This window comes from Sphingomonas sp. STIS6.2, assembly GCF_000732685.2.
Classification (GTDB): Bacteria; Pseudomonadota; Alphaproteobacteria; order Sphingomonadales; family Sphingomonadaceae; genus Sphingomonas; species Sphingomonas aerolata.
Genome location: NZ_JPDP02000088.1, coordinates 1 through 25,788 on the forward strand (window position 1 = coordinate 1; position 25,788 = coordinate 25,788).

Annotated in this window: 22 protein-coding genes and 1 pseudogene; 13 read left to right on the forward strand and 10 right to left on the reverse strand. The window is 65.1% G+C overall.

Annotation, left to right across the window (positions count from 1 at the left end; translation table 11 throughout):
* The first annotated feature begins 37 nt into the window (after nt 1-37).
* Together sphst_RS12265 and sphst_RS12270 are read left to right on the forward strand one after the other, a co-directional pair.
* Entirely contained in the window at nt 38-3,181 is a 3,144-nt protein-coding gene (locus sphst_RS12265) for a hypothetical protein (RefSeq protein ID WP_031392939.1), read from the forward strand.
* Between the two features lie 30 nt (nt 3,182-3,211).
* The gene (locus tag sphst_RS12270) at nt 3,212-4,666 is read left to right on the forward strand and encodes a cellulase family glycosylhydrolase (protein WP_107045598.1); all 1,455 of its coding nucleotides are present in this window, start codon (nt 3,212-3,214) and stop codon (nt 4,664-4,666) included.
* Here sphst_RS12270 and sphst_RS20580 read toward each other — a convergent pair.
* A complete protein-coding gene (locus tag sphst_RS20580; protein WP_159043603.1) occupies nt 4,617-5,942 on the reverse strand; it encodes a hypothetical protein in 1,326 nt (441 codons plus the stop codon). The genes sphst_RS12270 and sphst_RS20580 overlap by 50 nt on opposite strands.
* A 153-nt stretch (nt 5,943-6,095) precedes the next feature.
* Between sphst_RS20580 and sphst_RS20585 the strand changes: the two genes are divergently transcribed.
* Together sphst_RS20585 and sphst_RS20590 are read left to right on the forward strand one after the other, a co-directional pair.
* The gene (locus sphst_RS20585; RefSeq protein ID WP_159043604.1) at nt 6,096-6,608 is read left to right on the forward strand and encodes a hypothetical protein; all 513 of its coding nucleotides are present in this window, start codon (nt 6,096-6,098) and stop codon (nt 6,606-6,608) included.
* Complete coding sequence (locus tag sphst_RS20590) at nt 6,601-6,753, forward strand: hypothetical protein (RefSeq protein ID WP_159043605.1); 153 nt, start codon at nt 6,601-6,603, stop codon at nt 6,751-6,753. Before sphst_RS20585 ends, sphst_RS20590 begins: the two co-directional genes overlap by 8 nt.
* A 380-nt stretch (nt 6,754-7,133) precedes the next feature.
* Here sphst_RS20590 and sphst_RS12280 read toward each other — a convergent pair whose 3' ends face one another.
* A complete protein-coding gene (locus tag sphst_RS12280) occupies nt 7,134-7,871 on the reverse strand; it encodes a glycosyltransferase (RefSeq protein ID WP_081877603.1) in 738 nt (245 codons plus the stop codon).
* A 304-nt stretch (nt 7,872-8,175) separates the two neighbouring features.
* On the opposite strand from sphst_RS12280, the gene sphst_RS12285 reads away from it, so the two are divergent.
* Together sphst_RS12285 and sphst_RS12290 are read left to right on the forward strand one after the other, a co-directional pair.
* Nucleotides 8,176-10,905 (forward strand): ATP-dependent DNA helicase, encoded by a 2,730-nt coding sequence (locus tag sphst_RS12285; RefSeq protein ID WP_234387629.1) that lies wholly within the window; start codon nt 8,176-8,178, stop codon nt 10,903-10,905.
* A 10-nt stretch (nt 10,906-10,915) separates the two neighbouring features.
* The gene (locus sphst_RS12290; RefSeq protein ID WP_031396398.1) at nt 10,916-11,455 is read left to right on the forward strand and encodes a SixA phosphatase family protein; all 540 of its coding nucleotides are present in this window, start codon (nt 10,916-10,918) and stop codon (nt 11,453-11,455) included.
* Between the two features lie 18 nt (nt 11,456-11,473).
* Here the strand turns inward: sphst_RS12290 and sphst_RS12295 are convergent, their stop codons facing one another.
* Both sphst_RS12295 and sphst_RS12300 read right to left on the reverse strand, forming a co-directional pair.
* Nucleotides 11,474-11,998: a YceD family protein gene (locus sphst_RS12295; RefSeq protein WP_031396397.1), complete on the reverse strand. Its 525-nt coding sequence runs from the start codon at nt 11,996-11,998 to the stop codon at nt 11,474-11,476.
* The gene (locus tag sphst_RS12300) at nt 11,995-12,501 is read right to left on the reverse strand and encodes a ubiquinol-cytochrome C chaperone family protein (RefSeq protein ID WP_031396396.1); all 507 of its coding nucleotides are present in this window, start codon (nt 12,499-12,501) and stop codon (nt 11,995-11,997) included. Before sphst_RS12300 ends, sphst_RS12295 begins: the two co-directional genes overlap by 4 nt.
* Nucleotides 12,502-12,630: 129 nt before the next feature.
* Between sphst_RS12300 and sphst_RS12305 the strand changes: the two genes are divergently transcribed.
* Genes sphst_RS12305 through sphst_RS12320 form a run of 4 tightly spaced genes read left to right on the forward strand, consistent with a single transcriptional unit; the run spans nt 12,631 to nt 17,047 of the window.
* A complete protein-coding gene (locus tag sphst_RS12305) occupies nt 12,631-13,140 on the forward strand; it encodes an outer membrane protein assembly factor BamE (RefSeq protein ID WP_031396395.1) in 510 nt (169 codons plus the stop codon).
* Nucleotides 13,141-13,197: 57 nt separating this feature from the next.
* Nucleotides 13,198-14,772, forward strand: a complete 1,575-nt coding sequence (locus tag sphst_RS12310; protein WP_056406695.1) for a lysine--tRNA ligase — start codon at nt 13,198-13,200, stop codon at nt 14,770-14,772.
* A 24-nt stretch (nt 14,773-14,796) separates the two neighbouring features.
* The gene (locus sphst_RS12315) at nt 14,797-15,801 is read left to right on the forward strand and encodes a histone deacetylase family protein (RefSeq protein ID WP_031396394.1); all 1,005 of its coding nucleotides are present in this window, start codon (nt 14,797-14,799) and stop codon (nt 15,799-15,801) included.
* Nucleotides 15,749-17,047 carry an MFS transporter gene (locus sphst_RS12320; protein ID WP_234387631.1) on the forward strand — a complete coding sequence of 433 codons (1,299 nt, stop codon included), beginning with the start codon at nt 15,749-15,751 and terminating at the stop codon, nt 17,045-17,047. Before sphst_RS12315 ends, sphst_RS12320 begins: the two co-directional genes overlap by 53 nt.
* Nucleotides 17,048-17,050: 3 nt before the next feature.
* Here the strand turns inward: sphst_RS12320 and sphst_RS12325 are convergent, their stop codons facing one another.
* The 5 genes from sphst_RS12325 to sucC form a co-directional block, all read right to left on the reverse strand.
* Nucleotides 17,051-18,289, reverse strand: a complete 1,239-nt coding sequence (locus sphst_RS12325) for a dipeptidase (protein WP_031394848.1) — start codon at nt 18,287-18,289, stop codon at nt 17,051-17,053.
* Between the two features lie 42 nt (nt 18,290-18,331).
* A complete protein-coding gene (locus sphst_RS12330) occupies nt 18,332-19,087 on the reverse strand; it encodes an energy transducer TonB (protein ID WP_107045600.1) in 756 nt (251 codons plus the stop codon).
* A gap of 166 nt (nt 19,088-19,253) precedes the next feature.
* Nucleotides 19,254-20,183, reverse strand: coding sequence for an electron transfer flavoprotein subunit alpha/FixB family protein (locus sphst_RS12335; RefSeq protein WP_031393440.1), 930 nt, complete (start codon nt 20,181-20,183; stop codon nt 19,254-19,256).
* A complete protein-coding gene (locus sphst_RS12340; protein ID WP_031393439.1) occupies nt 20,180-20,926 on the reverse strand; it encodes an electron transfer flavoprotein subunit beta/FixA family protein in 747 nt (248 codons plus the stop codon). Before sphst_RS12340 ends, sphst_RS12335 begins: the two co-directional genes overlap by 4 nt.
* Nucleotides 20,927-21,157: 231 nt before the next feature.
* Nucleotides 21,158-22,360, reverse strand: a complete 1,203-nt coding sequence (gene sucC, locus sphst_RS12345; protein WP_031393438.1) for an ADP-forming succinate--CoA ligase subunit beta — start codon at nt 22,358-22,360, stop codon at nt 21,158-21,160.
* Nucleotides 22,361-22,590: 230 nt separating this feature from the next.
* Between sucC and sphst_RS12350 the strand changes: the two genes are divergently transcribed.
* A complete protein-coding gene (locus sphst_RS12350; RefSeq protein WP_042466950.1) occupies nt 22,591-22,932 on the forward strand; it encodes a PilZ domain-containing protein in 342 nt (113 codons plus the stop codon).
* A gap of 36 nt (nt 22,933-22,968) precedes the next feature.
* On the opposite strand, the gene sphst_RS12355 is transcribed toward sphst_RS12350, so the two are convergent.
* Complete coding sequence (locus tag sphst_RS12355; protein ID WP_031393436.1) at nt 22,969-23,907, reverse strand: ribose-phosphate pyrophosphokinase; 939 nt, start codon at nt 23,905-23,907, stop codon at nt 22,969-22,971.
* A gap of 106 nt (nt 23,908-24,013) precedes the next feature.
* Here sphst_RS12355 and gltX point away from each other — a divergent pair, with 106 nt between their 5' ends.
* Nucleotides 24,014-25,357, forward strand: coding sequence for a glutamate--tRNA ligase (gene gltX / locus sphst_RS12360; protein ID WP_107045601.1), 1,344 nt, complete (start codon nt 24,014-24,016; stop codon nt 25,355-25,357).
* A 160-nt stretch (nt 25,358-25,517) separates the two neighbouring features.
* Nucleotides 25,518-25,788 (forward strand): annotated as a pseudogene (locus sphst_RS20595) (hypothetical protein); the annotation flags it as partial.

Sequence of the window (25,788 nt, forward strand, 5' to 3'; positions counted from 1 at the left end):
CGCTGAACTTTCACGAAACACCACGGAAGGAATCTCAATGGCTCGCTATCCTCGCGTCTTCGGCTCGTCTGCCGCTAGGACACAATCCCGCGCTGCGTTCTCTGCTGCCGGGGGCTTCTTCCCGATCATTGGCGCCGCCCTAGGCGCTGCGGTCGAAAGCAACCTCGTCACGCTGGCGAATGTCGGCTCCGCGGTTCCGTTGACTATCGCGGGCGGGTCCTATTCGAAGAACGGTGGCGCCTACAGCACGACCGCGACCACGGTCAGTGACGGTGACACGCTCAAGGTCCGCGTGACGGCGCCGAGCTCGAACAGTGCGACCGCCACAGCCGCGATCAGCATCAATGGCACCGCGCGCACGTTTAGCGTTACGACGGCCGATCCCGTGATTGTAACACCGACACCGGTGCCGGCACCGGCACCGGCACCCACGCCTATCCTCACCCTGTCGCCAGCTTCGCCGTCGATCGCGGCGACCGCAGCAGCAGGTACGCTGGTATCGAACATCTCGAACGTTCCGGCGGGTATTACGCCATCGGTTACGCCGAACGACGGGCGCTTGGTTATCGCAGGTGATGCGTCGGTGGGCTGGAAGGTCGTTGTTGGCATGTCCGCGCTTTCAGCGGGTCAGGTCAACTTTTCTGTCGCTGCGACCGGCGCGACCGGCGCGAGCGGCGCGCTGACGGTCAATTCGTCGGGCACGGGTTCGACCGGCGTCTTGCGCTTCGCGTCGCCGCGCAATCGCTTCCCCAACACCATCGGGCGCCCCCTCACGACACAGACGGCCACCTGGGCTTCCTTGATCTTTGTCGATCACATGGTCGGCTCTGGCGCACTTTCGGAAATCCGTGCGCGTATCGATTGCGCCTATATCGAACAGGGCACCGGCAAGCCGATCGGCAACGGCTTCACGCTGTACCAAATGTATGCAGAAGACGTGGTCAACCAGATCGTTGTGCCGATCACGTTCCCCGGTCGCTCCTATCCTATCACCGTAGCTGACGGCGAAGTTGACCTTGTCTCCGATGCCGTACTGGCGGCAGCGTTCAACCGTACGCAGCTTGATGTCGGGACTGTCATTCGCTTCAAGGGGACTGCGGAGTTTGCAGCGGGATCGACCGGCCTGCCCGGTCACCTTGTCGACAACGACATGCCCACCGCGGGATTTTGCTACAATCCGGCCCTGCGTCAGCCTACTAATCTAAGCTCGCCGGGCGCGGTCGTCTGGGGCGGAAGCAACCCCACCGCAGGGTTCACAATGTCCGGCGCCTCGCAGTTGCTCCCGATGATGCTGGGTAAGTTCGTGAGCGGTGATCCGTTCGTCTACCTCGGCACCGGTGACAGCATCTTCATGGGCTCGAATGACGGTGCTGGTGGTAGCGGCGTTGGGATCGGCCTGTTCACACGGTTCCTCTGCACACCAACGCCGGCTGTCACCGGTAAAGCGGGCTGCAACGCCGCCGTCGCGGGCGGTGCGGCTGGCACCTGGACATCACAGGGCGGTGGCACCGGGCTCAACCCGTTCCTCGCTACGCTTGTCAAATACGCGAACCGCGTCGTCGATAACTACGGCACCAACAACTTCCCGACTGCCGCCAACTATAGCGGATCGGCTCTCGGGGCAGTGCAGGGACAGGTGTATTCGCCGTGGCCCTATTTCCGCAGTCTCGCCGTTACCGGGCCTGGTGTCAGGCCAATGAAGATCTGGCGCACCAAGCTGTTCCCGCGAACGGCAGGAGGTATGACGACACCGTTTCCCGAAGATCAAACGGTCTGGTTTGGCGGCGCGACGGTCAGCGAACAGTGGGAAGCCGGCGGCAGCGTCGATCAGTTCCACGACTGGTTGTCGGGTCAGGTCGCCAGCGGCGGCGTTGACGGTATCATTGATTTCGATCCCATCGCTCGGGCCGATCCGTTCGGGAATCGGGCGACCTCGGTGCTTTATCACCGCTGGGCGGCTGGCACGTTCATGACGACCGACGGAACGCACCCCGGCGGGGGATACGCGATCTTCGCGGCCTATATGGATGACCGCATTCGTGCGCTTGAGGGCGGTACGGTCCTGCCTAAGTTCAGTCTCATCGGAAGCACGCGCAAGGTCGAGGGTGCGGCTGGAGCAAGCACGACTTACACGTTCATGGTGACGCGCAACACGAACATCGGCCAAGCGTCGGTGAAGTGGGCCGTGTCCGGCTTCTCGGGGGCCACGGTCAAGGCAACCGATTTTGTGGCGGGCGTCATCCCGAGCGGCGTCGCGACCATTGCGGACGGTATGGCCTTTACGACGTTCGACGTCGTCGTGAAGAGCGACAACGACGCAGAAAGCAACGAACTGTTCAACGTTACGCTGTCCGAGCCATCGAACGGCTATGGCCTGTACTTCGCCAACGCGCGCGGTCAGATCACCAACGATGATGGTCCCCCGCCGCTTTGGACCCCGGATCAGCTTGGCACGAAGCTGGTCGACTATTTTGTTGCTTCGGATGCTTCCGCTACTCCCGGCGCATGGAGCGGTCGAAAGGCCGTCATGGCTTATTCGCAGCCCGACGCCGCGAAGCAGCCGGTTTACTCCACGACCTTTAATGGCCGTTTCGACTTCGACGGCGTCGACGACTACTTCGAGATGACCAAGGGCACCGACCAGTTGCCCGCAGATAGCGCATATTGCGGTATCTTTGCGATCAACCGGAATGGGACCGAGCAGACGTATCAGGCCCTTCTCGGTATGGGTAACGGTACGGCTGCAAATCGTCGTCGCCTCGCAAAGGGGAGCGGCAGCTACGGTCAGCCAAGTGTTGACCACGGTGCGGGGCGTCCGCTGACGACAACGAACCAGCTCACCTGGGTCAACCGCACATATGCGATGATCTGGGAGATTGCCGCCGGCGCCAATCCCGTTGTTGCCTTCACGGCCTTCGACAATATTCAGAAGATCACGACAAACAATGGTGTAACGACGGCTGCTGTTGTTCCAACAGCAATGCGCCTCGGTGCCTCCGAAGTCATCGACAGCTTCTGGAATGGTTCTGTCGGGTCGCATGGCTATCTTCGCGAAGCCCTGACGACCGATGAACGCCAGCGACTGGACGGCTGGATGTCGTGGACAAGCGGCTATCAGGGCGGCAACCTGCCGACCGATCATCCGTACAAGCTCGTCGCGCCCGTCATCGACGCAGCCTAAATCGAACAGTCACCAAGCCAGACATAATCAATGTGCCCGGTCGAAAGAGCCGGGCACGTCTTCTGGCTGTGCAATTTACTTTGCTCGCCTTCATGTTCGCCGCGTCATTTCGGACAGGCGATTATTAGGGAATCCGACATGATACGCTATATTCTAGCCGCTCTTGCGTTGCTCGCCTCCCCAGCCGCAGCGCAAATTGAGCACGCTGTCACCGGTGCCAATCCGCCAGCGCGGATTACCGTTTGCGCTGGCGATACGCTGATCCTCAAGAAACAGATGGGCCGCGAGCTGCTCGCCGACGGTACGCGCGCCGCTGGATGGCCTGCCTGGAACGATCGCAGCCGGTCGAACGCGGCCGGCAACGGCTTTGAGATGATAGGTGCGACCAAGCTTCGCTTTGTCGGGAACGTCCAGGGCAAGGGTTGGGTCTATGCCCCGGTCGACGCGCGACCTTGCGCGGCACCTGTGGCACCGGTGGCAGTTTCGGCCCCCGCAGCACCCGCTCAGCCCGCAGTACCTGCGAACCATACCGCGCGCGTCGACCCGCTGTTCGGCGCGAACCTGTCGGGCGCCGAGGCCAGCGGCGGCGATGCGATCCGGCCGTCGCTCGAAGACTGGAAGGGGTATATCGAGCGGCACGGCTTCAAGCTGATCCGCTACCCTTTCAAGGACGACCGGATGACGCCGGCGCGGATCGCCGAACTGAAGGTCCATGTCATGTACGCCCGCAGCAAGGGCGTGCCGGTGATCCTCGACAACCATACCTATCGCTGGGACGCTCCAGCCAAGGCGATTGCATTCTGGACCGGCTTCGCTCGCAACTTCCCCGACGACGGATCGGTGATCCTCGACCTGGTCAACGAACCCCGCGGCTTTGACGACCCGGTGCTGACGAACGACTGGATGCAGTGGGCGCGCGATTCCAAGATCATAATTGCTGGCCTTCGCGCCAACGGCATCCGGCATCCGATCGCGCTGGAATGGCCGCAGTGGTCGGCAACTTTCCGCTTCGACAAGAAGGAAGGGGCATGGAAGGCTTGCGAGAGCGCAGGCTGCGCGCTCGATCGTGATACCAGCGGCCCACTCGATCCAAGCAATCGCACGTATCTGAACGGCCACCGCTATTTCGACAAGGGATCGAGCGGTACAAGCAAGGATTGCGACGTCAAGACCAGCGGGTTCGTCGAGTTCGCTGACCAGCTGCGCCGGCGTGGTCTGAAAGCCTACATCACCGAAAGCGCATTCGCTTCGCACTACGGCATGAAGGCCTCGTGCGCGGCAGTCGGTGCCGAGGCGATCGCGGCCTTGCGCGCGAACAGCAACGTTCTGCTCGGCATCACCTGGTGGGGTGGCGGCCGCATCTGGCCGGAGAGCTACATTTTTAAAATTGACCCACCAAAGGCCACCCGGTTCGCCGCCCCCCTGACAGATCATATTAAGATGTTAGCGGGGGGCGGCGCCGTCGAACCAAGGAATGTTCGATAAGGCGATCTCGCTCGTTTATTCGCGACTCTTCTGTCGACCTACTTAGGCATCCTATGAAAGACCACAGTAGCGCCGCAGTCTTTATCGAAAACGTTGCAGTGCCTCCGACGGTTAGCCAAGCTAGAATGTAGACTGCGATACTCCACGAAGCCCTAGCCTGTTCCTTATTTTCGTACCTCGGGTAATAGACTAAAAACAGGAGGTATGCTAACCCGCCAAAAAGACCAATTGACGCTATAATAAATGCATAGCCACTATCAAAAGTCTTTTCTACAAATAATGGATTGCCCGCAAAAAGGTCTACCACATTGAATCTGTTAAGAAGACGATAAGTAACGCCCAAGCGACCAGTTAAGTCGTCGCCGACTGCATTTTGCAAATAAGACGATAACGAAAATATAAATCCTAATATCACGAAAGGTATCGCCAGAATGAGGCTACGATTAAGCCGTGGAAATAAAAAATAGCCAATTGGCATAACCAAACACATAAGCGCGCCCATTCGGGCGTTATTGCTCGCGATTATTAGAAGAATAGTCGAGATTTGAATAAGTTTCTCTTTCCTATTCAAGCTACCCCACATCCCACTGAGGAATGCCATGCAGACAATCGCGTATGAATTGATCGAAACTTGCTCGAGAAATATCGATGAGGTGCGGCGCCCCGAGAAGATTCCTAAACTAAAACGCCCCTCAAAAACGATAGTCCCTACGCTCAGGCCCGAGTCATCAAATTCACTCACCGCTGTTCCACGCGTCAGCTCGTAATAGCGCGCGGGTGAAAAAAAGGAGGCATAGCTTTCTACAGACGCTATTTCCCATACTAGAACGGCAAGAGTCATCGCAGACGCAATGAAGAATGCCTTTCTAATAAACCTGATATCCATTCTTTGGCCTAGCATTGCAAAAACAGCTATCAGAGCGAAGTTTCGAATACTGCCAATGTAGATTTTATCAAACGAAATAGATGCAATCAAAGCGAGGGCAAATATAAGCCATAGGAGTGATATTGGCATGATATCGCGACTGGAAACTCCAGTTGAAAGTGCCAATGCCAAACAACTAAATGTAATTAATACCTCAACTGCCGCAACGCTAGAATAACCTAACTGCATTCCCCTTGCGACAAATATTGCCAAAATCGCGTTGTATAACACGCCTACTAAAATAAGCACTAAACCAGCATAATTTCCCCTAATGCTTAGTAGGTTTGCGTTTGCTGTCGATGAGTTTGGTGCCGATACGCTTAGGTAGGATCGTCGCGCCGCCATCACCATGCATCGCACTCGGCGCAAAACCTTTTACCCTTCGGTTTTCCCTGTCCGCAGTGGCATATATCCGCTTCAAGCTGGGCGCGATTTTCCGCAGCATTCTTATCGTATAGCTTTCCTGGCCATAGAAATACTTTTCTGACCAATTTTCGAACTGACATGCTGATCTCCAGCCGAGCCTACAATCCGCAAGGCCCGCTGCAACAGCGTTTATGCCGTCCCCGCTCGTATATCAACGACGTAACCGGAAGCACTCCAGCACCCCGCGACGTCATTTCGCATGCCTCTGCATGCGTCGCCTGCCCTGCATTCATCACTAAAATTTCGAGGAAGGCGGTGCCAATGATAGTTGATACCGAGTTCCGCGAATCCGGTGCTTGTTTGATAGCATGGCAGGGGCCGACACCCGTCGCGCAGATCGCGTGGGATGCCGCTGACAGCGGTTGGTACATCAACTTCTTATCCGTCGAGCAACCCCAGCTGCTCGCGCCGCTTCTGTCGAAATTCCGGAAGCTATGGCGCCGCAGCGGGAAGCCGACCCTCTGTTTTCACGCATCCCCCGATAATCAGGTCATCGGGAGGCTTATAGGGATTGTCGGAGCTCAGTGCTCTGCGGGCCTCTATTCTATTGTCGACCTGGATCACTCTACCAAAGGAAATCACCATGGGTGAAAAGGAAAACCGCGCATACAAGAAGCTCTCGGCCAAGGGAAAGACCGAGTACGGCCGCGACCGGGCGAAGGACGCTGATGCCAATGGCGGCACGTTCAACGCCACTCTCGAAAAGCTTTACGCGGGCTATTATAACGCGATGTAACCTAAGCGCCTGGTTCGAAAGAGCTGGGCGTTTCACCGAAGCAGCAGCGCCTCGTGACTTCTTCAACGGCGTTGCAAAGGGTCGAAGCTATACGACAGGTCAGGAAACGGGCGATCTAGTCACAGGCAGAGCGATCTTATTCGCTTGCAGGGGCGGCATGCCTGTGACTAGAAAACCGACCTAGCATATTTAGCCGAGGTGTAACAATAGAGAGTGTCACCGAGAAAGCGGGCTTATGGCGGCAGCTTCTAAGCGTTCGGACGATCGCAAAGTGGCCCGGTTCAAAGCCGTAATCGGTTAGCCATTTGCGGCGGGGCGCCTCATGACGCAGGGGCGATTCTCTCACAGGTTAGACAACTCATCACATTGATTTCACACAACTATTGAGGGCCCTCCGGGCGCGTCATCCTACACCGGTCGAGCTTGCACGCTCGTGCTTTGACGCGGAAAAGTCCGCACGAGATAAGTTGTGGTAACGCACAAGCCGCCTCGGCGAACTCATCGGCATAATGACCCGACACGAGCCGCGAGCCACGCTTGACGAGCGGCAGGACGGGCAATTGCACGACGGCATAATGGTCGATCAGCGAATCGAACACGCGCAGTTCGAGCGGGTGCACAACGTCTTCCGCATCGTGCAGCACGACCGCCTTGGTCCGCCGCCCGTCGCGATCGTCGGCGCGGCGCAGCGCATGCCAGAGCGTGTTGAGGCAGTCCGCCTTTGTCGTCGGCCCATCGCGCTGGCCGATGACCAGGCGGATCCGCGGATCGCGTGCCGCCACGCGCGCCGCGGCGTCGATCGTCGCGCGGTCGTTCGGATAGAGTCCGACGAAAATGCGGTAATCGTCATGGTCGAACCGCGCCACCGCCGCCGACAGCATCGCGCCGATCACCGCCACCTCGTCCCAGGCCGGAACGAAGACCGCGAGCCGGCCGGACTCCGACGGCGTGGGCAGCGCGTCCATGCCCGGCAAGGTCGACGGTCCGCGCCAGATTTTCCAGAAAAAGAATGCGATGTCGACCAGGAGGTCATCGATTCCGCCGATCAGCAAGCCGACCGCAGCAAATGCCACCGCCTCGCGCACGATGATATCGATGATCCCCAGCGACTCGCTCATCGGCCCTCTCCCCGGCCAAGACTATCCGCTGTCCCCGCCGTAACGGACCAAACATGATCCGTTTCGGACAGGTGTCGGCCGACCGATCGTCAGAATATTGGAATGACTTGGCTCGTCCGCCGGCCGACGCTGAAAATTGCACCGAATGAACATCGCCCGGCACGCTGCCCGGTGCGCGACGCAGCGTCTGTTCGCCAGGACGGGGCGCTCCCCATCGTCGCCGAGACCCTCGAACAAGCCGGTATTGCGGCTTTTCGGCACGGCGAGGTTGCCATTTCGTTCCGCATCGCGCACGGTCGGCAACGTGCTTGCCTACCCCGCCCTTCACGCCAGCCATGGCGGCATCTGGGTCGCACAGGGTGGCGAGACGCGCGGGATCGGGCGTGGCGAAGCGATCCGGATCGCTGCCGACACGCCCGTCATCCTGCTCAACGCCGCGCTGATCGGCCAGCGTCTGGGCTATGCCGATCTGTCGGGGCTCGACCTGCTCGAACTCTACGCGTTCCTGCGCCCGGCGCAGTTCGCCGTGCCGACGCCGAAGGGCATCGCGCGCGTCACCGGTCTCGACCTGCCGACCGAGGATGCCGAGGTCGCGCCGTTCCTGTTGCGCGCCGCCGAGGCGATGCTGGCGCTGACCGACGCGGCCGACTGGCCCGAGCGGGAGGGGGCCTGGACCGCGGCGCAGTCGCTTTACCGGTTACGCTGGCCCTGGGCGCCGGTGGTCGCCGAAAGGTTGGCCAAGCCGGCGGTCAACGAACGCTGGCTGTTTTCGAAACTGCCCGAATGGGAGGAGCAGGCCCCGCGCCCCGCGCCGCGGACGATCGCGATCGAGCCCGGCGATGCCGAGGCGCGACTCGACGACCTGACCGGGCATGGCGCGGAGGAACGGCCGGGGCAGCGCGCCTATGCCGCCGCGGCGACGGCTGCGTTCGCGCCGCGGGCGGTGCGCGATTCGCCCAATCTGGTGCTGGCGGAGGCGGGGACCGGGATCGGCAAGACGCTCGGCTATCTCGCCCCCGCCTCGATCTGGGCGGAAAAGGCGGGCGGCGCGGTCTGGATCTCGACCTATACCAAGGCGCTGCAGCGCCAGCTGGGGCGCGAAACCGAACGGCTCTTTCCCGATCCCGCGGTCCGCCGGACCAAGGTCGTCACGCGCAAGGGGCGTGAGAATTATCTCTGCCTGCTGAACCTCGAGGACGCGTTGCAGGGCGGCTTTGCGGGGCGGGCGGCGGTGCTCGCGCAGCTCGTCGCGCGCTGGGCCGCGTATAGCGCGGACGGCGACATGGTCGGCGGCGACCTGCCCGGCTGGCTGCCGACGCTGTTCCGGCGCAACGGATCGACCGCATTGACCGACCGGCGTGGCGAGTGCGTCTATGCCGGCTGCCCGCATTACCGAAAATGCTTCATCGAACGCGCGGCGCGCGCCTCGACCGATGCCGACATCGTCATCGCCAACCATGCGCTGGTGATGGTCAACGCGGCGCGCGGACGCGAACTCGCGACGCGACCGACGCGTTATGTGTTCGACGAGGGGCATCACATTTTCGACGCCGCCGATTCGATGTTCGCGACCGCGCTGACCGGTGGCGAGACGATCGAGCTGCGCCGCTGGATCATCGGTCCCGAGGGCAGCAGCCGGGGACGGCGGCGCGGACTGGCCGCACGCCTGTCCGATCTCGCCAGCTATGACGAGGCAGGCAATCGGGCGATCGGCGAGGCGGTGGCCGCGGCCGGCGCGCTGGCGAGCGAGGGCTGGCTGCAACGGATCGGCGAGGGCGCGCCGTTCGGGCCGATCGAGGAGCTGCTCGCTGCGGTTCGCGGGCTGACCTATGCGCGCGCCGAACAGCCGGGCGATGCCGGCTATGGGCTCGAGACCGAACTGGCGGAACCCGATCCGACGCTGATCGAAGCCGCCGCGCCCGCCGCCGCCGCACTCGACGCGCTGGTGCGTCCGCTGGTCACGCTCGGCCGACGGCTCGAGGCGGTGCTGAGCGAGGCGCCCGACTGGCTCGACGGGCCGGCGCGCGCACGCGTGGAGGGCGCGATCGCGTCGATCGGGTGGCGCGCCGAGACGGTCGCGGCCTGGCTTTCGCTGCTGGCGCGCGTCGGCGGGCCCGCGGATGCCGATTTCGTCGACTGGCTCGCGGTCGACCGGGTCGAAGGACGCGAATTCGATATTGGGCTGCATCGCCGCTGGCTCGACCCGACCCGCCCGTTTGCGGAGGTCGTGCTGAAACCCGCGCATGGCGCATTAGTGACGTCGGCGACGCTGACCGGGGGCGGCAGCGCGGAGGAAGGCTGGCAGATCGCCGAGGCGCGCAGCGGCGCACCGCATCTGGCCCGCCCGGCCGCGCGATTCGCCGCGCTCAGCCCGTTCGACTATGCGACACAGGCCGAGGTGCTGATCGTCACCGACGTCAAGCGCGGCGATGTGGGCGCGCTGGCCAACGCCTATGCCCGGCTGATCGTCGCCTCGCGCGGCGGGACGCTCGGGCTGTTCACCGCGATCCGCCGGTTGCGCGGCGTGCACGGCCGGATCGCCGACCGGCTGGCGCGCGAAGGGCTGCCGCTGCTCGCGCAGCATGTCGATCCGATCGATACCGGCACATTGGTCGATATCTTCCGCGATGACCCGGGCGCGTCGCTGCTCGGCACCGATGCACTGCGCGACGGGGTCGACGTGCCGGGCGAATCGCTGCGGCTCGTGGTGATGGAGGGCGTGCCCTGGCCCAAGCCGACCGTGCTGCATGCCGCGCGACGGCTTGCGGGTGGTGGCGCCGTGTATGACGACCGGCTGATCCGCGCGCGGCTGGCACAGGCGTTCGGCCGCCTGATCCGGCGTGCGGACGATTCGGGCGCGTTCGTCATGCTGTCCGCGGCGATGCCGTCGCGCCTGCTGAGCGCCTTCCCGCCGGGGGTTCCGGTGACGCGCGTCACACTCGACGAAGCGGTGACCCGAGTCGCGGCACGGCTTTCCTCGCGCGCCGCCTTGAGGCATGAGGCGGGCGAACCGGCCCGAGGACCCTTATCATGACGCCCGAGCCATGAAGACGCTGACGCTGCTGCGCCATGCCAAGTCGGGCTGGGACGACACGGTCTCGCGCGATTTCGACCGGCCGCTGAACGCCAAGGGCCGCCGCGCCGCGACGATCATCGGGCGGCAGATGCGCACGCTGTCGCTCGCGTTCGACCATGTCGTCGCCTCGCCCGCGGTCCGTGTCGTCGAGACGCTCGACGAGATCGTCGCGGGCTATGGACGCACGCTGGCACCCGACTGGGACCGGCGACTGTATCTGGCGTCGGCGGGGACGATTCTCGACCTCGTCCGCGATCTGCCGCGCGGCGTCGATCGCGCGCTGGTGATCGGGCATAATCCGGGGCTTGAGGATCTCGTCCTGTTGCTGACCCCAGACGTGACCCACCCGTTCCGCGACGCGGTCGAGGACAAATATCCGACCGCAAGTCTTGCCGAGCTGCAGTTCGACATCGACGACTGGGACGATCTGACGAGCGGATCGGCGCGGTTCACCCGCTTCGTCCGGCCGCGCGATCTCGATCCGACGCTGGGGCCCGACGCGGACTGACGCGTCGGGCCGGACTCGTCAGCCCTTGCCCTCGAGCTTCGCCTTCAGCCCCGAAAACGCGTTGACCGGCTGATATTCGTCCTCGCTGATCACCCCGGCGGCGCGCAGTGTGGCCGCGGCATTGGGGCCGCGGGGAAAGGGATCGAGCGCAAGCGCGAGCGTCTCGGCCGCCGCTTCCCCCAGATCGACCGCACCGCCATCGATCGGCACGGTGTCGAGCGCATCGTCCGACAATTCGATCTCGCCGTCGACCGCGCCGAAATTGTCGACGAAGCGCAGCGCGACGGGCTCGTCGATCGTCGCGGTGAGCGGTTCGTCGGTCACCGAACAGGCCTGCACGACCTTTGCCGTCACATGCCCCTTGGCGACGATCCCGCTCGTGTCGCGACGGATCGTGAAGTGCGCCTCGAGCAGGTCGACCGACAGGATCGCAAACCGTGCGGCAAGCTTGCGGCGTTCCTCGGGCGTTGCGGCGAAGGTCACGCTGCGATCGCGCTCGCCGATCGTGTCGAGTCGCTCGGGACGGCTGAATTCGGGGGTCATGGCAGCTCTCCGGCGAGTAGGGTTGATAGCGGGACGCCCGCGAGCGCGGCGTGGAAGTCGGTGAGGGCCGTGCGGACATGCGCGAGTGCTGCGGGTGCGGGCGGATCACCGCGATAGAGGTTGCGGACGAGCGGCGCGTCGAGGTCACCCGTCGCGAGCCCGTCGCGATAGGCACCAAGCCGCCCGCCGAGCATGCTCATCATCCGGCCGATATGCTTGCCGACGATGATGTCGCCGATCCCGAGCTCACGAAGCTGCCCGTCCATGTCGTCGACGAAGCGTTCCGCGAGTCGCGCCGCGGGCTCACCACCCGATGGCTCCGATTCCATCCGCAGCATGACGAGCGCGAGCACCGCGGCGATCATGTCGAACCGGCCGTCGACCGTATCGGGCACCTGCCCGTCGCGATACCAATGCTCCGCGCGCGCGCGCTGCACGACCGCGGTATAAAGTGGCAGCGCCTCGTCGTGCTTCTCGCCCAATAGCCTGCCGAACCAGCCCAAATCCTGTCGCCTTCCCGTCGCCAATGCGCGGCGGCTTGTTTGCCTGCGCAACCTCGCATATCGAGGCGATCCGCGGCCGATGCAATCGTGCTGCCGCCAGTATCGCGTGACCCCGCCCCGGGAGAGTATATGAGCGTCCTTTCATTCCGCCTGACACGCCGTACGGCCAGCGTCGCGGCGCTCGCGCTCGTCGGCCTGACGAGCGCTGGCTGCACGCAGCTTCGCTCGCATCAGGGCTATGTGGTCGATGTCGACCTCGTCAACTCGGTCCAGCCTGGCGTCGACAACCGTCAGTCGGTGCTCCAGACGCTCGGCAAGCCGACGCTCGCGGGACAGTTCGACCAGGGTGACTGGTATTATCTGGCGCGCGACAGCCGCAACCTGGCGTTCCGCAACCCGCGCCCGAACGCGCAGATCACGCTGCAGATCAGCTTCGACCAGCAGGGCACCGTCACCGCGATCCGTCGCGGCGGGCTCGACCAGGTCGCGTCGATCAGCCCCGATGGCAAGACGACGCCGACGCTGGGTCGCCAGCGCGGCTTCTTCCAGGACCTGTTCGGCAATATCGGCTCGGTCGGTGCACCCGGCACGGGCGGCGGCGGTGGCGCCAATACGGGTACGGGCCGCACGCGGCCCTAACGCTACCGGGCGGTCGCGGACTTTGCAGACTCGTGCCTTCGCGCTAGGGCGCGGGACATGACCGACGAGCTCCGCACCGCCGCCCTGGAATCCAAAGCCTGGCCGTATGAGGAGGCGCGCAAACTCCTCAAGCGCTATCCGCAGGGCAAGCAGGGCGCGCCGATCCTGTTCGAGACCGGCTATGGCCCGTCGGGCCTGCCGCATATCGGCACATTCAACGAAGTGCTGCGCACGACGATGGTGCGCAACGCCTTCCACGCGCTGAGCGACACGCCGACGCGGCTGATCGCGTTTTCGGACGACATGGACGGGTTGCGCAAGGTGCCCGACAACGTCCCCAATGGCGACATGCTGCGCGAGCATCTCGGCAAGCCGCTGACCCAGATCCCCGATCCGTTCGGCACGCATTCGAGCTTTGCCGCGCATAACAACGCGATTCTGCGCGAATTCCTCGACCGCTACGGCTTCGATTACGAGTTCGCGTCGTCGACCGACTATTACACGAGCGGGCGTTTCGACGAGGCGTTGAAGGGCGTGCTGCGGCATTTCCAGGGCATCCAGGACGTGATGCTGCCGACGCTCCGCGCCGAGCGCCGCGCGACCTATTCGCCGGTGCTGCCGATCTCGCCGACCAGCGGCATCGTGTTGCAGGTGCCGATCGAGGTGATCGATGCCGAGGCCGGGCTGATCGCGTTCGAGGATGAGGGGCAGCGGATCGAGCAGAGCGTGCTCGGCGGCAAGGCCAAGCTGCAGTGGAAGGTCGACTGGGCGATGCGCTGGGTCGCGCTCGGCGTCGATTACGAGATGGCGGGCAAGGACCTGATCGATTCGGTGACCCAGTCGTCGAAGATCGCGCGCGTGCTCGGCGGCCGCCCGCCCGAGGGCTTCAACTACGAGATGTTCCTCGACGAGAATGGCGAGAAGATCTCGAAGTCCAAGGGCAATGGCCTCAGCCTCGACCAGTGGCTGACCTATGGCCCGCAGGAGAGCCTCGCGTTCTACGCCTATCGCGAGCCGAAAAAGGCCAAGTCGTTGCACATGGGCGTGATCCCGCGCGCGGTGGACGAATATTGGCAGTTCCGCGGCAATTATGCCGGCCAGGATCTGAAGCAGAAGCTCGGCAATCCGATCCACCATATCCATGACGGCAAGCTGCCCGAGGGCGAGCTGCCGGTGACGTTCGGGCTGCTGCTCAACCTCGTCGGCGTGATGGGCGATGCGAGCAAGGCGCAGGTCTGGGGCTATCTGGCGAACTATGTCCCCGATGCGTCGGCGGAGAGCTATCCCGAGCTCGACAAGCTGATCGACCATGCGCTGGCGTACGGCCGCGATTTTGTCGCGCCGACGCTCAAGCGGCGTGCACCCGAAGGCGTAGAGATCGCGGCGCTCGAGCGGCTCGATGCCGAACTTGCCGCGCTGCCCGCCGATGCGAGCGCTGAGGATGTGCAGAACATCGTCTACGAGATCGGCAAGACCGGCGGGTTCGAGACCCTGCGCGATTGGTTCAAGGCGCTATACGAGACGCTGCTCGGCTCCGAACAGGGGCCGCGGATGGGCAGTTTCATCGCGCTGTACGGGATCGACAATTCGCGCAAGCTGATCGCGGAGGCGCTCGCCCGCCCCGCTGCCTGACATCTCTGACAAGGTAACAGACCGATGCGCATGTTCTTCGACGATCGGCAGCGGGCGCATGCGCCGACGCAGGAGCTGCACAATGGCGGCTTCACGACCTATGCGGAGATGCCGGCGCGGGTCGATGCGATCCTGGCCGCGCTAGGTCCGGTCGAGACACCGGCAGATCGCGGCGAGACGGCGATCCTCGCGGTGCATTCGCCGGCCTATGTCGCATTCCTGAAGGACGCGGCGCGGTTGTGGCGCGAGGCGGGGCGAACGGGGGATGCGATTCCCTATGCATTTCCGATCCGCGGGCGGCGGCCGCTCGACCTGACGCGGATCGACGCGCTGATCGGCGCGCACAGCTTCGACGCGACGACGCCGATTACGCCCGACAGCTGGGCCGCCTCCTATGGCAGCGCGCAGTCCGCGCTGGCCGCGACGCACGCGGTGCTGGAGGGCGACCGCGCGGCGTTCGCGCTGTGCCGGCCGCCCGGCCATCATGCGGGTGCGGATTATTGCGGCGGCTATTGCCATCTCAACACCGCGGCGATCGCGGCACAGGCGGCGCGCGACGCGGGTGTCGCACGCGTCGCGATCCTCGACATCGACTATCATCACGGCAACGGCACGCAGGACATCTTCTACGACCGCGGCGATGTGTTCTACGCCTCGGTGCATGCCGATCCCCGGACCGACTATCCGTTCTTCTGGGGGCATGCCGACGAGACGGGGGACGGCGAGGGTCTGGGCGCTACGCTCAACCTGCCCCTTCCCCACGGCACGGCGATCGACGCGTTTCGCACGGCGCAGACGACCGCGCTCGACGCGATCGCGACGTTCAATCCCGGGCTGCTCGTCGTCAGCTTCGGCGCGGATACGTGGGAGGGGGATCCGATCTCGCACTTCGCGCTGACCACGCCCGATTATGCGGTGCTCGCGCGCGATATCGCGGCGCGCGGCTGGCCGACCGCGATCGTGATGGAGGGCGGCTATGCGGTCGATGCGCTCGGCCGCAATGTCGACAGCTTCTTGCGGGGATTCTGACATTTCGGGAACGGGGATCGCCGCCGGGACGCCGGCCTATCGCGGGCTGACGATGGCGATGCTGTTCGCGGGGTTCTCGACCTTCTCGCTGCTCTATTCGGTGCAGCCGCTGCTGCCGTCGCTCGCCGCGCAGTTCGGGCTGAGCGCCGAGGCCGCGTCGCTCGCAGTCTCGCTGGCAACCGGGCCGCTCGCAATCGGGATCTTGTTTGCAGGGGCCGTGTCCGACCGGCTCGGGCGGCGGCCGCTGATGATCGCGGCGATGTTTGCGGCGGGTGCACTGACGCTGGCGACCGCCTTGGTGCCGGGGTGGAGCGGGTTGCTGGTGCTGCGGTTCCTCACCGGGCTGGCGCTGGCGGGGGTGCCGGCGGTGGCGATGGCCTATGTCGCCGAGGAGGTCGATTCGGCCTCGGTCGGGGGGGCGATGGGGCTGTATATCGCGGGCAGCGCGATCGGCGGGATGGGCGGGCGGCTGGTCGCGAGCCTCGTCGCCGATTTTGGCGGGTGGAGATTCGCGATCGCCGCGGTCGGGGTCGCGGGGCTGGCGATGGCCGAAGCGTTTCGCCGGCTCGCCCCGCCGTCGCGCAACTTCCATCCCAGCGCGGGCCGCCCGGCGGCGCTGGTCCGCGATGCGCGTGCGCTGTTCACCGACCGGGCGATGCCTTTGCTGTATCTCGAGGCGTTCCTGCTGATGGGGGTGTTCGTCACCGTCTACAATTATGCAGGATTCCGGCTGATGGGGCCGCCTTACGGGCTTAGCCAGTCGGCGGTCGGCGCGGTGTTCCTGCTCTATGTGCTGGGGTCGATCAGCTCGGCGCGGTTCGGGACGCTCGCCGGGCGGCTGGGGCGGCGGACGATCTTCTGGGTCCCAGTGGTGGTGCTGATCGTGGGCGTCGCGCTGACCGCGATGCAGCCGCTGGCGCTGGTGATCGCCGGCATCGCGGTGGTGACGATCGGCTTTTTCGGCGCGCATTCGATCGCGAGCGCGTGGGTCGGGCGGCGGGCGCAGAGCGTCGCGGGCGGTGGCGCGCGCGGGCAGGCGGCGGCGTTCTACCTGTTCTTCTATTATATGGGGTCGAGCGTGCTGGGCTCGGCGGGCGGGTTCGCGTGGACGCATGCCGGCTGGCCCGGCGTGACGGGCTTTTGCCTGGTCGTCGGCGGTGCGGCGCTGGCAATCGGGCTGAGGCTCCGCGCAGTGCCACCATTGCGGGTCGAGCCGGTGGCGGCACCGCGGATGCCGGTGCCCTGAGTCTCAGCGCGACGCGATATCGATCGCGTCGCCCGGCGGCAGCGCGGACAGCGACCGCGCGATTGCATCGACGGTGTCCATGACGCGGAGCATGTTGCCGCCGGCGAGCCTGGCCATGTCAGCATCGCTCCAGCCACGCCGTGCGAGTTCGGCGAACAGCAGCGGATAGCCGTCGACGCCCGTCATCCCCTGCGGCCCGGTGCCGTTGATGCCGTCATAATCGCCGCCGAGGCCGACATGATCCCGGCCAGCCACCCGCGCGATATGCTCGACATGATCCGCAACGGTCGCGGCGGTGACACGCGGTTCGGGATGGTCCCGGTCCCAGGCGACGAGCGGCGCAGGCGAACGCGCGCCATAGACGTTCGCGGGCACGCCTGCAGTCTTGGCGAAGACGGTCCGGTCGGCATCCCAGGTCCGCCACGCGGTCGAGACGAAGGCGGGGTAGAAATTGACCATGACGATCCCGCCGTTCGCGCCGATCGCGGCGAGCAGGTCGTCAGGAATGTCGCGCGGTGCGTCGGTCAGCGCGCGGGCGCTCGAGTGCGAGGCCATCACTGGTGCCCTGGCCGCGGCGAGGACCGCGCGCATCGTCGCGTCGGAGACGTGGCTGACATCGACGATCATGCCGATCCGGTTCATCTCGGCGACGACCGCGCGGCCGAAATCGGTGAGCCCGTTCGCGCGCGGCGCATCGGTCGAACTGTCCGCCCAGTTCAGGCTCTTGCCGTGCGTCAGCGTCATGTAACCGACGCCGAGCGCGCGGTACTGGCGCAGCACGGAAAGGCGGCCATCGATCTGGTGCCCGCCCTCGACCCCGATCAGCGACGCGATCCGCCCCGCCTTCTCGATCCGACGGATATCGGCGGCGCTGGTCGCGCGTTCGAGCGCGGCGGGGTTCGCGGCGACGAATCGGCGGACGATATCGATCTGTTCGAGTGTCATCTCGACCGCGCGCGGGCCGGTCATATCTGCGGGGATCCACACCGACCAGAATTGCGCGCCGACGCGGCCCTTGCGCAGGCGGGGAATGTCCGTCTGGAGCGGGCGTGTGTCCGCAGCGAGATCGAGCGATTCGACCTTTGCGCCGTGCACGTCGCGGATTTCCCAGGCGAGGTCGTTATGGCCGTCGATGACCGGGGTTTTACTGAGCACCCGGTCAACACGCGCGGCTATGCGGGGGTCGGGGGCGACGGGCGCCGCGCTTGCCTGCGCGGCGATCAGGAGCAGGGCGGTGATCATGCCGCAGCATCGTGCCCGCCGCGTCGCACAGCGGCAAGAGGATCAGTCGTCGTCCTCGGGGGGGCCGAGTTCGTTGACCCATTCCTGATTGTGGACGACGGTCGAGCGGACCGGGCGCCCCGCGGCGTCGAGCCAGGGGCGATAGCGATAGCGCAGTTCGATCAGCCGGCAGGTCGTCGCGTCGAGCACCGCATTGCCGCTCGAGCGCGTGATGCTGCACCCGGTGACGCGGCCGTTCGTCTCGACGGTGTAGCGGACACCGACCACGCCGCCCGCGCCGATGATCGCCTCCGCATTGGGGAAGTCCCTGTTCCTGAACCGCCCCTTCAACAGCCGCGGCGGGCTCTCGTCGCCGCCATCGCCGTCGCCGTCGCCATAGCGGCCGCTGCCGGTACCGTCGCCCTCACCGCCCGCGCCGGTGCCGGGCCCCGGGACCGGCGCGGCGCCGGTCGTCGCCGCACTGCCGACGCCGGGCTTGAGCGCAGCGACGATCGGCGGCGGGATGACGGGTGGAACGATCGGGATCGGGGCGACGAGTTCGGTCGCCTTCGACCGGAGATTGGCGGGTGATGCGGCGCCTTCGGGGCGGTGGCTCTTCGCCGGGCGGGGCACGACTTTTTCGAGTGGCGGCGGCGGGGGCGGCGGGCCGACCGCGAAGGTCTTGAGCGCGTCGGGGATCGCCGACGGGAGGCTGACGCCGAGGCCAAGGATCAACGCATAGCCCAATGCTGCACACAGAGCAGCGGCGCCGGCGGCGGACAGGATCCGGTCGCGCGGATGGGGTTGGACGCCGTACATGACTGATATCTGGGGAGGATGGCGCGGGGCGGCAAGCGTTCGGGCCGCGGCGCTGTCCGGGGGTTTGGTGGGTGGGGGAGGAGGACGGGCAATATGGGTCCGTCTATCCTCCCCCTCCGTCAGGCTATGCCTGCCACCTCCCCCTGGCGGGGGAGGCATTGCGGGGTCAGAGCTTTTCCGTCAGTTCGGGGACGATCTTGAACAGGTCGCCGACCAGGCCGATGTCCGCAACCTGGAAGATCGGCGCGTCCTCGTCCTTGTTGATCGCGATGATCGTCTTCGAATCCTTCATGCCCGCGAGATGCTGGATCGCGCCCGAGATGCCGACTGCAACATAGACTTCGGGGGCGACGATCTTGCCCGTCTGGCCGACCTGATAGTCGTTCGGGGCATAGCCCGCATCGACCGCGGCGCGGCTTGCACCGACGCCCGCGCCCAGCTTGTCCGCGAGCGGATCGATCAGCGCGTGGAACTGGTCGCTCGACGCCAGCGCACGGCCGCCCGAAACGATGATCTTCGCACTGGTCAGTTCGGGACGCTCGTTCTTCGCGATCTCCGCGCCGGCAAAGGTCGACAGACCCTTGTCGCCGGTCGAGGCGACAGCCTCGATCTCGCCCGAGCCGCCTTCGGTGGCGGCCTTCTCGAACGCGGTGCCGCGGACGGTAATGACCTTCTTCGCGTCCGACGACTGGACGGTGGCGATCGCGTTGCCCGCATAGATCGGGCGCGTGAACGTGTCGTCGCTCTCGACCGAGAGGATGTCGCTGATCTGCATGACGTCGAGCAGGGCTGCGACGCGCGGCGCGATGTTCTTGCCGTGCGTGGTGGACGGCGCGACGAACGCGTCGTGATGGCCCATCAGCTCGACGATCAGCGGCGCAACGTTTTCGGCGAGCGCGTGCGCGAACGCCGCGTCATCGGCGACATGCACTTTGCCGACGCCGGCGATCTTCGCGGCGGCGGCCGCAACGGCGTCGACCCCCTGCCCTGCGACCAGCAGATGGACTTCGCCGAGCTTGCTCGCGGCAGTGACCGCGGAGAGCGTGGCGTCCTTGACGACCTGACCGTCATGTTCGACCCAAACGAGCGTCTTCACTTTGCGACTCCCATCGTCTTGAGTTTGCCGACGAGCTCGTCGACGTCAGCGACCTTGATCCCCGCCGAGCGCTTGGCGGGCTCGACGACCTTCAGCGTGGTCAGCCGCGGCGTCACGTCGACACCGAAATCGGCCGGCGCCTTGGTCGCCATCGGCTTCGACTTGGCCTTCATGATGTTCGGCAGCGACGCATAGCGCGGCTCGTTGAGGCGAAGATCGGTGGTGATGATCGCGGGCAACTTGAGCGTGTCCGTCTCCGCACCGCCATCGACTTCGCGCGTCACATGGACCGAGCCGTCAGCGATCTCGACCTTCGACGCGAACGTGCCCTGGCCCCAGTTCAGGAGGCCGGCGAGCATCTGCCCGGTCTGGTTGTTGTCGTCGTCGATCGCCTGCTTGCCGAGGATGACGAGGTCGGGCTGTTCTTCCTCGACGATCTTGGCGAGGATCTTGGCGACGCCCAATGGCTCGACCTTGGTCTCGCTGAGGACGAGGATCGCGCGGTCGGCGCCCATGGCGAGCGCGGTGCGCAGCGTTTCCTGCGATTTCTGCTCGCCGATCGACACGACGACGATCTCGGTCACGCCCTTGTCCTTCAGGCGGATCGCTTCCTCGACCGCGATCTCGTCGAACGGGTTCATGCTCATCTTGACGTTCGCCAGATCGACGCCCGTTCCGTCCGCCTTCACGCGAGGCTTCACGTTGTAGTCAAGCACACGCTTGACCGGCACCAGCACCTTCATCAGGATTCCTTCCAAGCTGAATATGTTCGTTTCGCCCGCCGGTTACCGGCTGCGTTGGTGCGACAGATGGCGGTTTCGCGTCGTTTTCGCAAGTGCGGTACGGAAACATCGGATACCGTAGCGTCACGACGACCGCCCCGTCGGACCGGCTGCGATACCAACGAAAAAGGGCCCGGACGTTTCCGTCCGAGCCCCGTTTTTCGCGAAGTCAGTATGCGAGGCCGACAGCGGTTACGCCGCGACCTTCTGCACCTCTGCGACGATCTTCTTGGCGGCATCGCCAAGGTCGTTCGCGGGGACGATTGCCAGGCCGGAGTTCGCGAGGATCTCCTTGCCCTTCTCGACATTCGTGCCCTCGAGGCGGACGACGAGCGGGACCGACAGGTTCACTTCCTTCGCCGCCGCGACGATGCCGTCGGCGATGATGTCGCACTTCATGATGCCACCGAAAATGTTGACGAGAATGCCCTTCACGTTCGGATCCGCAAGGATGATCTTGAACGCGGCCGTCACCTTCTCCTTGTTGGCGCCGCCGCCGACGTCGAGGAAGTTCGCCGGGAACATGCCGTTGAGCTTGATGATGTCCATCGTCGCCATGGCGAGGCCGGCGCCGTTGACCATGCAGCCGATGTCGCCGTCGAGCTTGATATAGGCGAGGTCGTACTTCGACGCCTCGAGCTCGGCGGGATCTTCCTCGGTCTCGTCGCGCAGCTGGAGCAGGTCCTTGTGGCGGAACAGCGCGTTGCCGTCGAACGCGACCTTCGCGTCGAGCACCATCAGCTTGCCGTCGTTGGTCACCGCGAGCGGGTTGATCTCGATCTGCTCGGCATCGGTGCCCATGAACGCGTCATACAGCTTCGACGCGGTGCTTGCGGCCTGCTTGGCGAGATCGCCGGTCAGCTGGAGTGCAGCGGCAACGGCGCGGCCGTGATGCGGCATGAAGCCGGTCGCCTGGTCGATGTCGATCGACTGGATCTTCTCGGGCGTGTCATGCGCGACCGCCTCGATGTCCATGCCACCTTCGGTCGAGGCCACCATCATCACCCGGCCGGTGGTGCGGTTGAGCGTCAGCGCAAGGTAGAATTCCTTGTCGATGTCGACGCCGTCGGTGACGTACAGGCGGTTGACCTGCTTGCCCGCGTCACCCGTCTGGATGGTGACGAGCGTGTTGCCGAGCATGTCGGTCGCGGCCGCGCGAACCTCGTCCTCGGTCTTGGCGAGGCGAACGCCGCCCTTGGCGTCGGGGCCGAGCTCGACGAACTTGCCCTTGCCGCGGCCGCCGGCGTGGATCTGCGCCTTGACGACGTAGAGCGGTCCGGGGAGCTTCTTCGAGGCCTCGACGGCTTCCTCGACGGTCAGCGCCGCGAAACCGGCGGGGACGGGGACGCCGAACTTGGCCAGCAGTTCCTTGGCCTGGTATTCATGGATGTTCATCGGGAAGGCTCCACGCAATTTTTGGGAAACTCGGGAATTGCCAGCGCGTAAAGCACAGGGCGCGCCGCAAATCCACCCTTAAGGCATTTGCTCTTGCGTCTTGTTCGCAATAGGGCGAGTGGATCGCTGATTTTTGGCCATTTTGTGAATGCGCGCTGCAGCGGATCGAAACGCCTGCCGGATCACAAACATTTGCGGAAAAGTAACCCTTTTCGTGCCAGAGTTGAACCATGACAGACCCCGCCTACGACTCGCCTGAGACTCGGACCGGTGAAGAGCCCGGTGGAGAGTTGCGCCGGGCGTTGCGCAAATCCGTCAGGATGCGTGCGCATCTGCGCGACCGCGGCCAGACGCGGTTCGAGATCGAGGTGACCGACCTGTCGCTGTCGGGGTTCCGGGCCGAGACGAGCTTCACGCTCTGGCCGGGGACGGTCGTGTGGCTGACCTTGCCTGGCCTCGCCGCGCTCGAGGCGGTGGTCGCGTGGCGCGACAAGTTCAAATATGGCTGCGCCTTCGCCAAGCCGCTACACCCCGCGGTGTTCGATCACATCGTGGCGCTGTCGCAGCGGTAACCCGGCGACCGCACCACGATCCGACAGCGGCGCGCCTCAGTCGAACAGGCTCGAGACGCTGGTTTCATCCGCGATCCGCTTGATCGCCTCGCCGAGCAGCGGTGCGATCTGCAGGTGGCGGATCTTGCCATGCGCGCCCTTGATCACGTCATGATTGCCGATCGAATCGGTGATGACGAGCTCGCGCAGTTCGGAGCCGTCGACCCGCGCGACCGCGCCGCCCGACAGTACGCCGTGCGTGACATAGGCGACGACGCCCTCGGCGCCCGCCTCCATCAGCGCGGCCGCCGCATTGCACAGCGTACCCGCCGAATCGACGATGTCGTCGACGAGAATGCAGAACCGGCCCTCGACCTCGCCGATGATGTTCATCACCTCCGATTCGCCGGCGCGCTCGCGACGCTTGTCGACGATCGCGAGCGGCGCGTTGTTGAGTCGCTTGGCGAGCACGCGCGCGCGCACGACGCCGCCGACGTCGGGGGAGACGACCATCAGGTTCTTGCCCTTGAACCGCGCAAGGATATCCGCGGACATGACCGGCGCCGCATAGAGATTGTCGGTCGGGATATCGAAGAAGCCCTGGATCTGCCCGGCATGGAGATCGACCGAGAGGACGCGGTTGGCGCCCGCGACGGTGATGAGGTTGGCGACGAGCTTGGCCGAGATCGGCGTGCGCGGGCCGGGTTTCCGGTCCTGGCGGGCATAACCCATATAGGGGATGACCGCGGTGATGCGGCGTGCCGACGCGCGCTTCAGCGCGTCGATCATGATGAGCAATTCCATGAGGTTGTCGTTCGCCGGAAAGCCAGTCGACTGGATCACGAACACGTCCTCGCCGCGGACATTCTCGTTGATCTCGACGAACACTTCCTCGTCGGCGAAGCGGCGGACGCTGACATCGGTCAGCGGGATTTCGAGATAGGCGGCGATCTCCTGCGCCAGAGGCAGGTTGGAATTGCCGGTCATCAGTTTCATCAAAATCGCTCCACGCCCAGTCGCACGCCCCTTAGTCCCGGTGTTCCAATGGGGAAAGGGCCGAAGGGGTTTGCCGGCGCGCGCGCCGCTTCGTACAGCGCAGGGCATGACCGTCATAACCCGTTTCGCCCCCTCGCCCACCGGCCGGCTGCACGTCGGCAACATCCGCACGGCGCTCCACAACTGGATGTTTGCGCGCGCGCAGGGCGGACGCTTCCTGCTGCGGATCGACGACACCGATGCGGCACGGAGCGAGGAGCGGTTCGTTGACGCGATCCGTAGCGATCTCGACTGGCTGGGGATGACGCCCGATGGCGAGGAACGCCAGTCGGCGCGGTTCGCGCTGTACGAGGCGCGGTTCGCGGCGCTGGTCGAGAGCGGGCATATCTATTCGGCGTATGAGAGTGCGCAGGAGCTTGACCTGAAGCGCAAAATTCAGGCGGGGCGCGGATTGCCGCCGATCTATGATCGCGCGGCGCTGGCGCTCACCGACGCGCAGCGCGCGGCGTTCGAGCGGGACGGGGTGGCGCCGCACTGGCGGTTCAAGCTCGATCACGACACGCCGATCGCCTGGACCGACCTGATCCGCGGCGACCAGCATTTCGAGGCGCGGACGATGAGCGACCCGGTGATCCGGCGCGCGGACGGATCGTGGCTGTACATGCTGCCGTCGGCGATCGACGATGCCGATATGGGCGTGACTCATGTCGTGCGCGGCGAGGATCATGTGTCGAACACCGCGCTGCAGCTGCAGATGTTTGCAGCACTCGGCGCGCCCGCACCGCAGTTTGCGCATGAGGCGTTGCTGACCGGCGCGGAAGGGAAATTGTCGAAGCGGCTGGGCTCGCTCGGCGCGGATCATTTCCGCGAGGTAGGGATCGAGCCGCAGGCGGTGCGCGCGCTGCTCGCGCGGATCGGGACGAGCGATCCGGTCGAGCCGATCGCCGACGCCGCGCCGCTGATCGCGACGTTCGACTTCGCCCGGTTCGGCCGCGCGCCGGCGCGGTTCGACGAGGGGGAGCTGGCGCAGGTGAATGCGCGGATCCTGCATGCGCTGCCCTTTGCCGACGTCGCCGAGCGCCTGCCCTCGGGGATGGGCGAGGCCGCATGGGAGGCGGTACGTCCGAACCTGGTGACGCTCGCCGATGCCGCCGACTGGTGGCAGGTGATCGAGGGGCCGGTCGCGGTCGAACCCGTCGGCGGGGACGAGGATGCGGCATATCTCGACCAGGCGCTGGCCGCCGCGGCGGCAATCGACTGGGCGAGTGACCCCTGGCACGCGCTGACGAGCCGGTTGAAGGCGGAGGCGGGGCGCAAGGGGAAGGCGCTGTTCCTGCCGCTGCGCCGCGCGCTGACCGGGCGCGATCACGGGCCCGACATGGCCGCGCTGCTGCCGCTGATCGGGCGTGAGCGGGCACTGGCGCGCCTCGCGGCGGCACGCGCCGGCTGAGGCTTGAACGAGCGGGCTGAAACCCCGCTGACCGCCCCTCATCCGACGGCGTGCAAAACGGTTCCGATCGCGCTTGCGCGATGCATGTGATGATGTACCATTTCATTTGGCGGTATCGATCGCGCCGCCATCCTCGAGGAGATGCGAAGGAGACGGACGGATGTACGCGGACAGAATGAGCCGGACGGGCGGATTGAATCCCGGAAGCCTGGGCGTCGCACTGGCGGTCAACGGCGTGGTGATCGGGGCATTGTTCTTTGCAGCACCGGAACTGGTGCCGTTCACGCCCCCCGACCCGCCGCTCACAATATATATCCCGCACACCCCGCCGCCGCCCGTGCCGGCGCCGCCCGCCGATCCGCTGGTCCGCCAGCAGCCGCGCCCCGCGCCGCGGCCCGACGCACCGGTCCGGCAGGTGCCGACGCCGGCCA

Bases quoted from the DNA above. Each gene is read 5' to 3' on its own strand.
- sphst_RS12310 (WP_056406695.1), top strand. From the start codon at position 13,198: ATGACCGACGAGCTCCGCACCGCCGCCCTGGAATCCAAAGCCTGGCCG.
- sphst_RS12325 (WP_031394848.1), bottom strand. From the start codon at position 18,289: ATGATCACCGCCCTGCTCCTGATCGCCGCGCAGGCAAGCGCGGCGCCC.
- sphst_RS12340 (WP_031393439.1), bottom strand. From the start codon at position 20,926: ATGAAGGTGCTGGTGCCGGTCAAGCGTGTGCTTGACTACAACGTGAAG.
- sphst_RS20590 (WP_159043605.1), top strand. From the start codon at position 6,601: ATGGGTGAAAAGGAAAACCGCGCATACAAGAAGCTCTCGGCCAAGGGA.
- sphst_RS12295 (WP_031396397.1), bottom strand. From the start codon at position 11,998: ATGACCCCCGAATTCAGCCGTCCCGAGCGACTCGACACGATCGGCGAG.
- sucC (WP_031393438.1), bottom strand. From the start codon at position 22,360: ATGAACATCCATGAATACCAGGCCAAGGAACTGCTGGCCAAGTTCGGC.
- sphst_RS12355 (WP_031393436.1), bottom strand. From the start codon at position 23,907: ATGAAACTGATGACCGGCAATTCCAACCTGCCTCTGGCGCAGGAGATC.
- sphst_RS12330 (WP_107045600.1), bottom strand. From the start codon at position 19,087: ATGTACGGCGTCCAACCCCATCCGCGCGACCGGATCCTGTCCGCCGCC.
- sphst_RS12350 (WP_042466950.1), top strand. From the start codon at position 22,591: ATGACAGACCCCGCCTACGACTCGCCTGAGACTCGGACCGGTGAAGAG.
- sphst_RS20585 (WP_159043604.1), top strand. From the start codon at position 6,096: ATGCTGATCTCCAGCCGAGCCTACAATCCGCAAGGCCCGCTGCAACAG.
- sphst_RS12305 (WP_031396395.1), top strand. From the start codon at position 12,631: ATGAGCGTCCTTTCATTCCGCCTGACACGCCGTACGGCCAGCGTCGCG.
- sphst_RS12265 (WP_031392939.1), top strand. From the start codon at position 38: ATGGCTCGCTATCCTCGCGTCTTCGGCTCGTCTGCCGCTAGGACACAA.
- sphst_RS12315 (WP_031396394.1), top strand. From the start codon at position 14,797: ATGCGCATGTTCTTCGACGATCGGCAGCGGGCGCATGCGCCGACGCAG.
- sphst_RS12290 (WP_031396398.1), top strand. From the start codon at position 10,916: ATGAAGACGCTGACGCTGCTGCGCCATGCCAAGTCGGGCTGGGACGAC.
- sphst_RS12320 (WP_234387631.1), top strand. From the start codon at position 15,749: ATGCGGTCGATGCGCTCGGCCGCAATGTCGACAGCTTCTTGCGGGGAT.
- gltX (WP_107045601.1), top strand. From the start codon at position 24,014: ATGACCGTCATAACCCGTTTCGCCCCCTCGCCCACCGGCCGGCTGCAC.
- sphst_RS20580 (WP_159043603.1), bottom strand. From the start codon at position 5,942: ATGGTGATGGCGGCGCGACGATCCTACCTAAGCGTATCGGCACCAAAC.
- sphst_RS12280 (WP_081877603.1), bottom strand. From the start codon at position 7,871: ATGAGCGAGTCGCTGGGGATCATCGATATCATCGTGCGCGAGGCGGTG.
- sphst_RS12270 (WP_107045598.1), top strand. From the start codon at position 3,212: ATGTGCCCGGTCGAAAGAGCCGGGCACGTCTTCTGGCTGTGCAATTTA.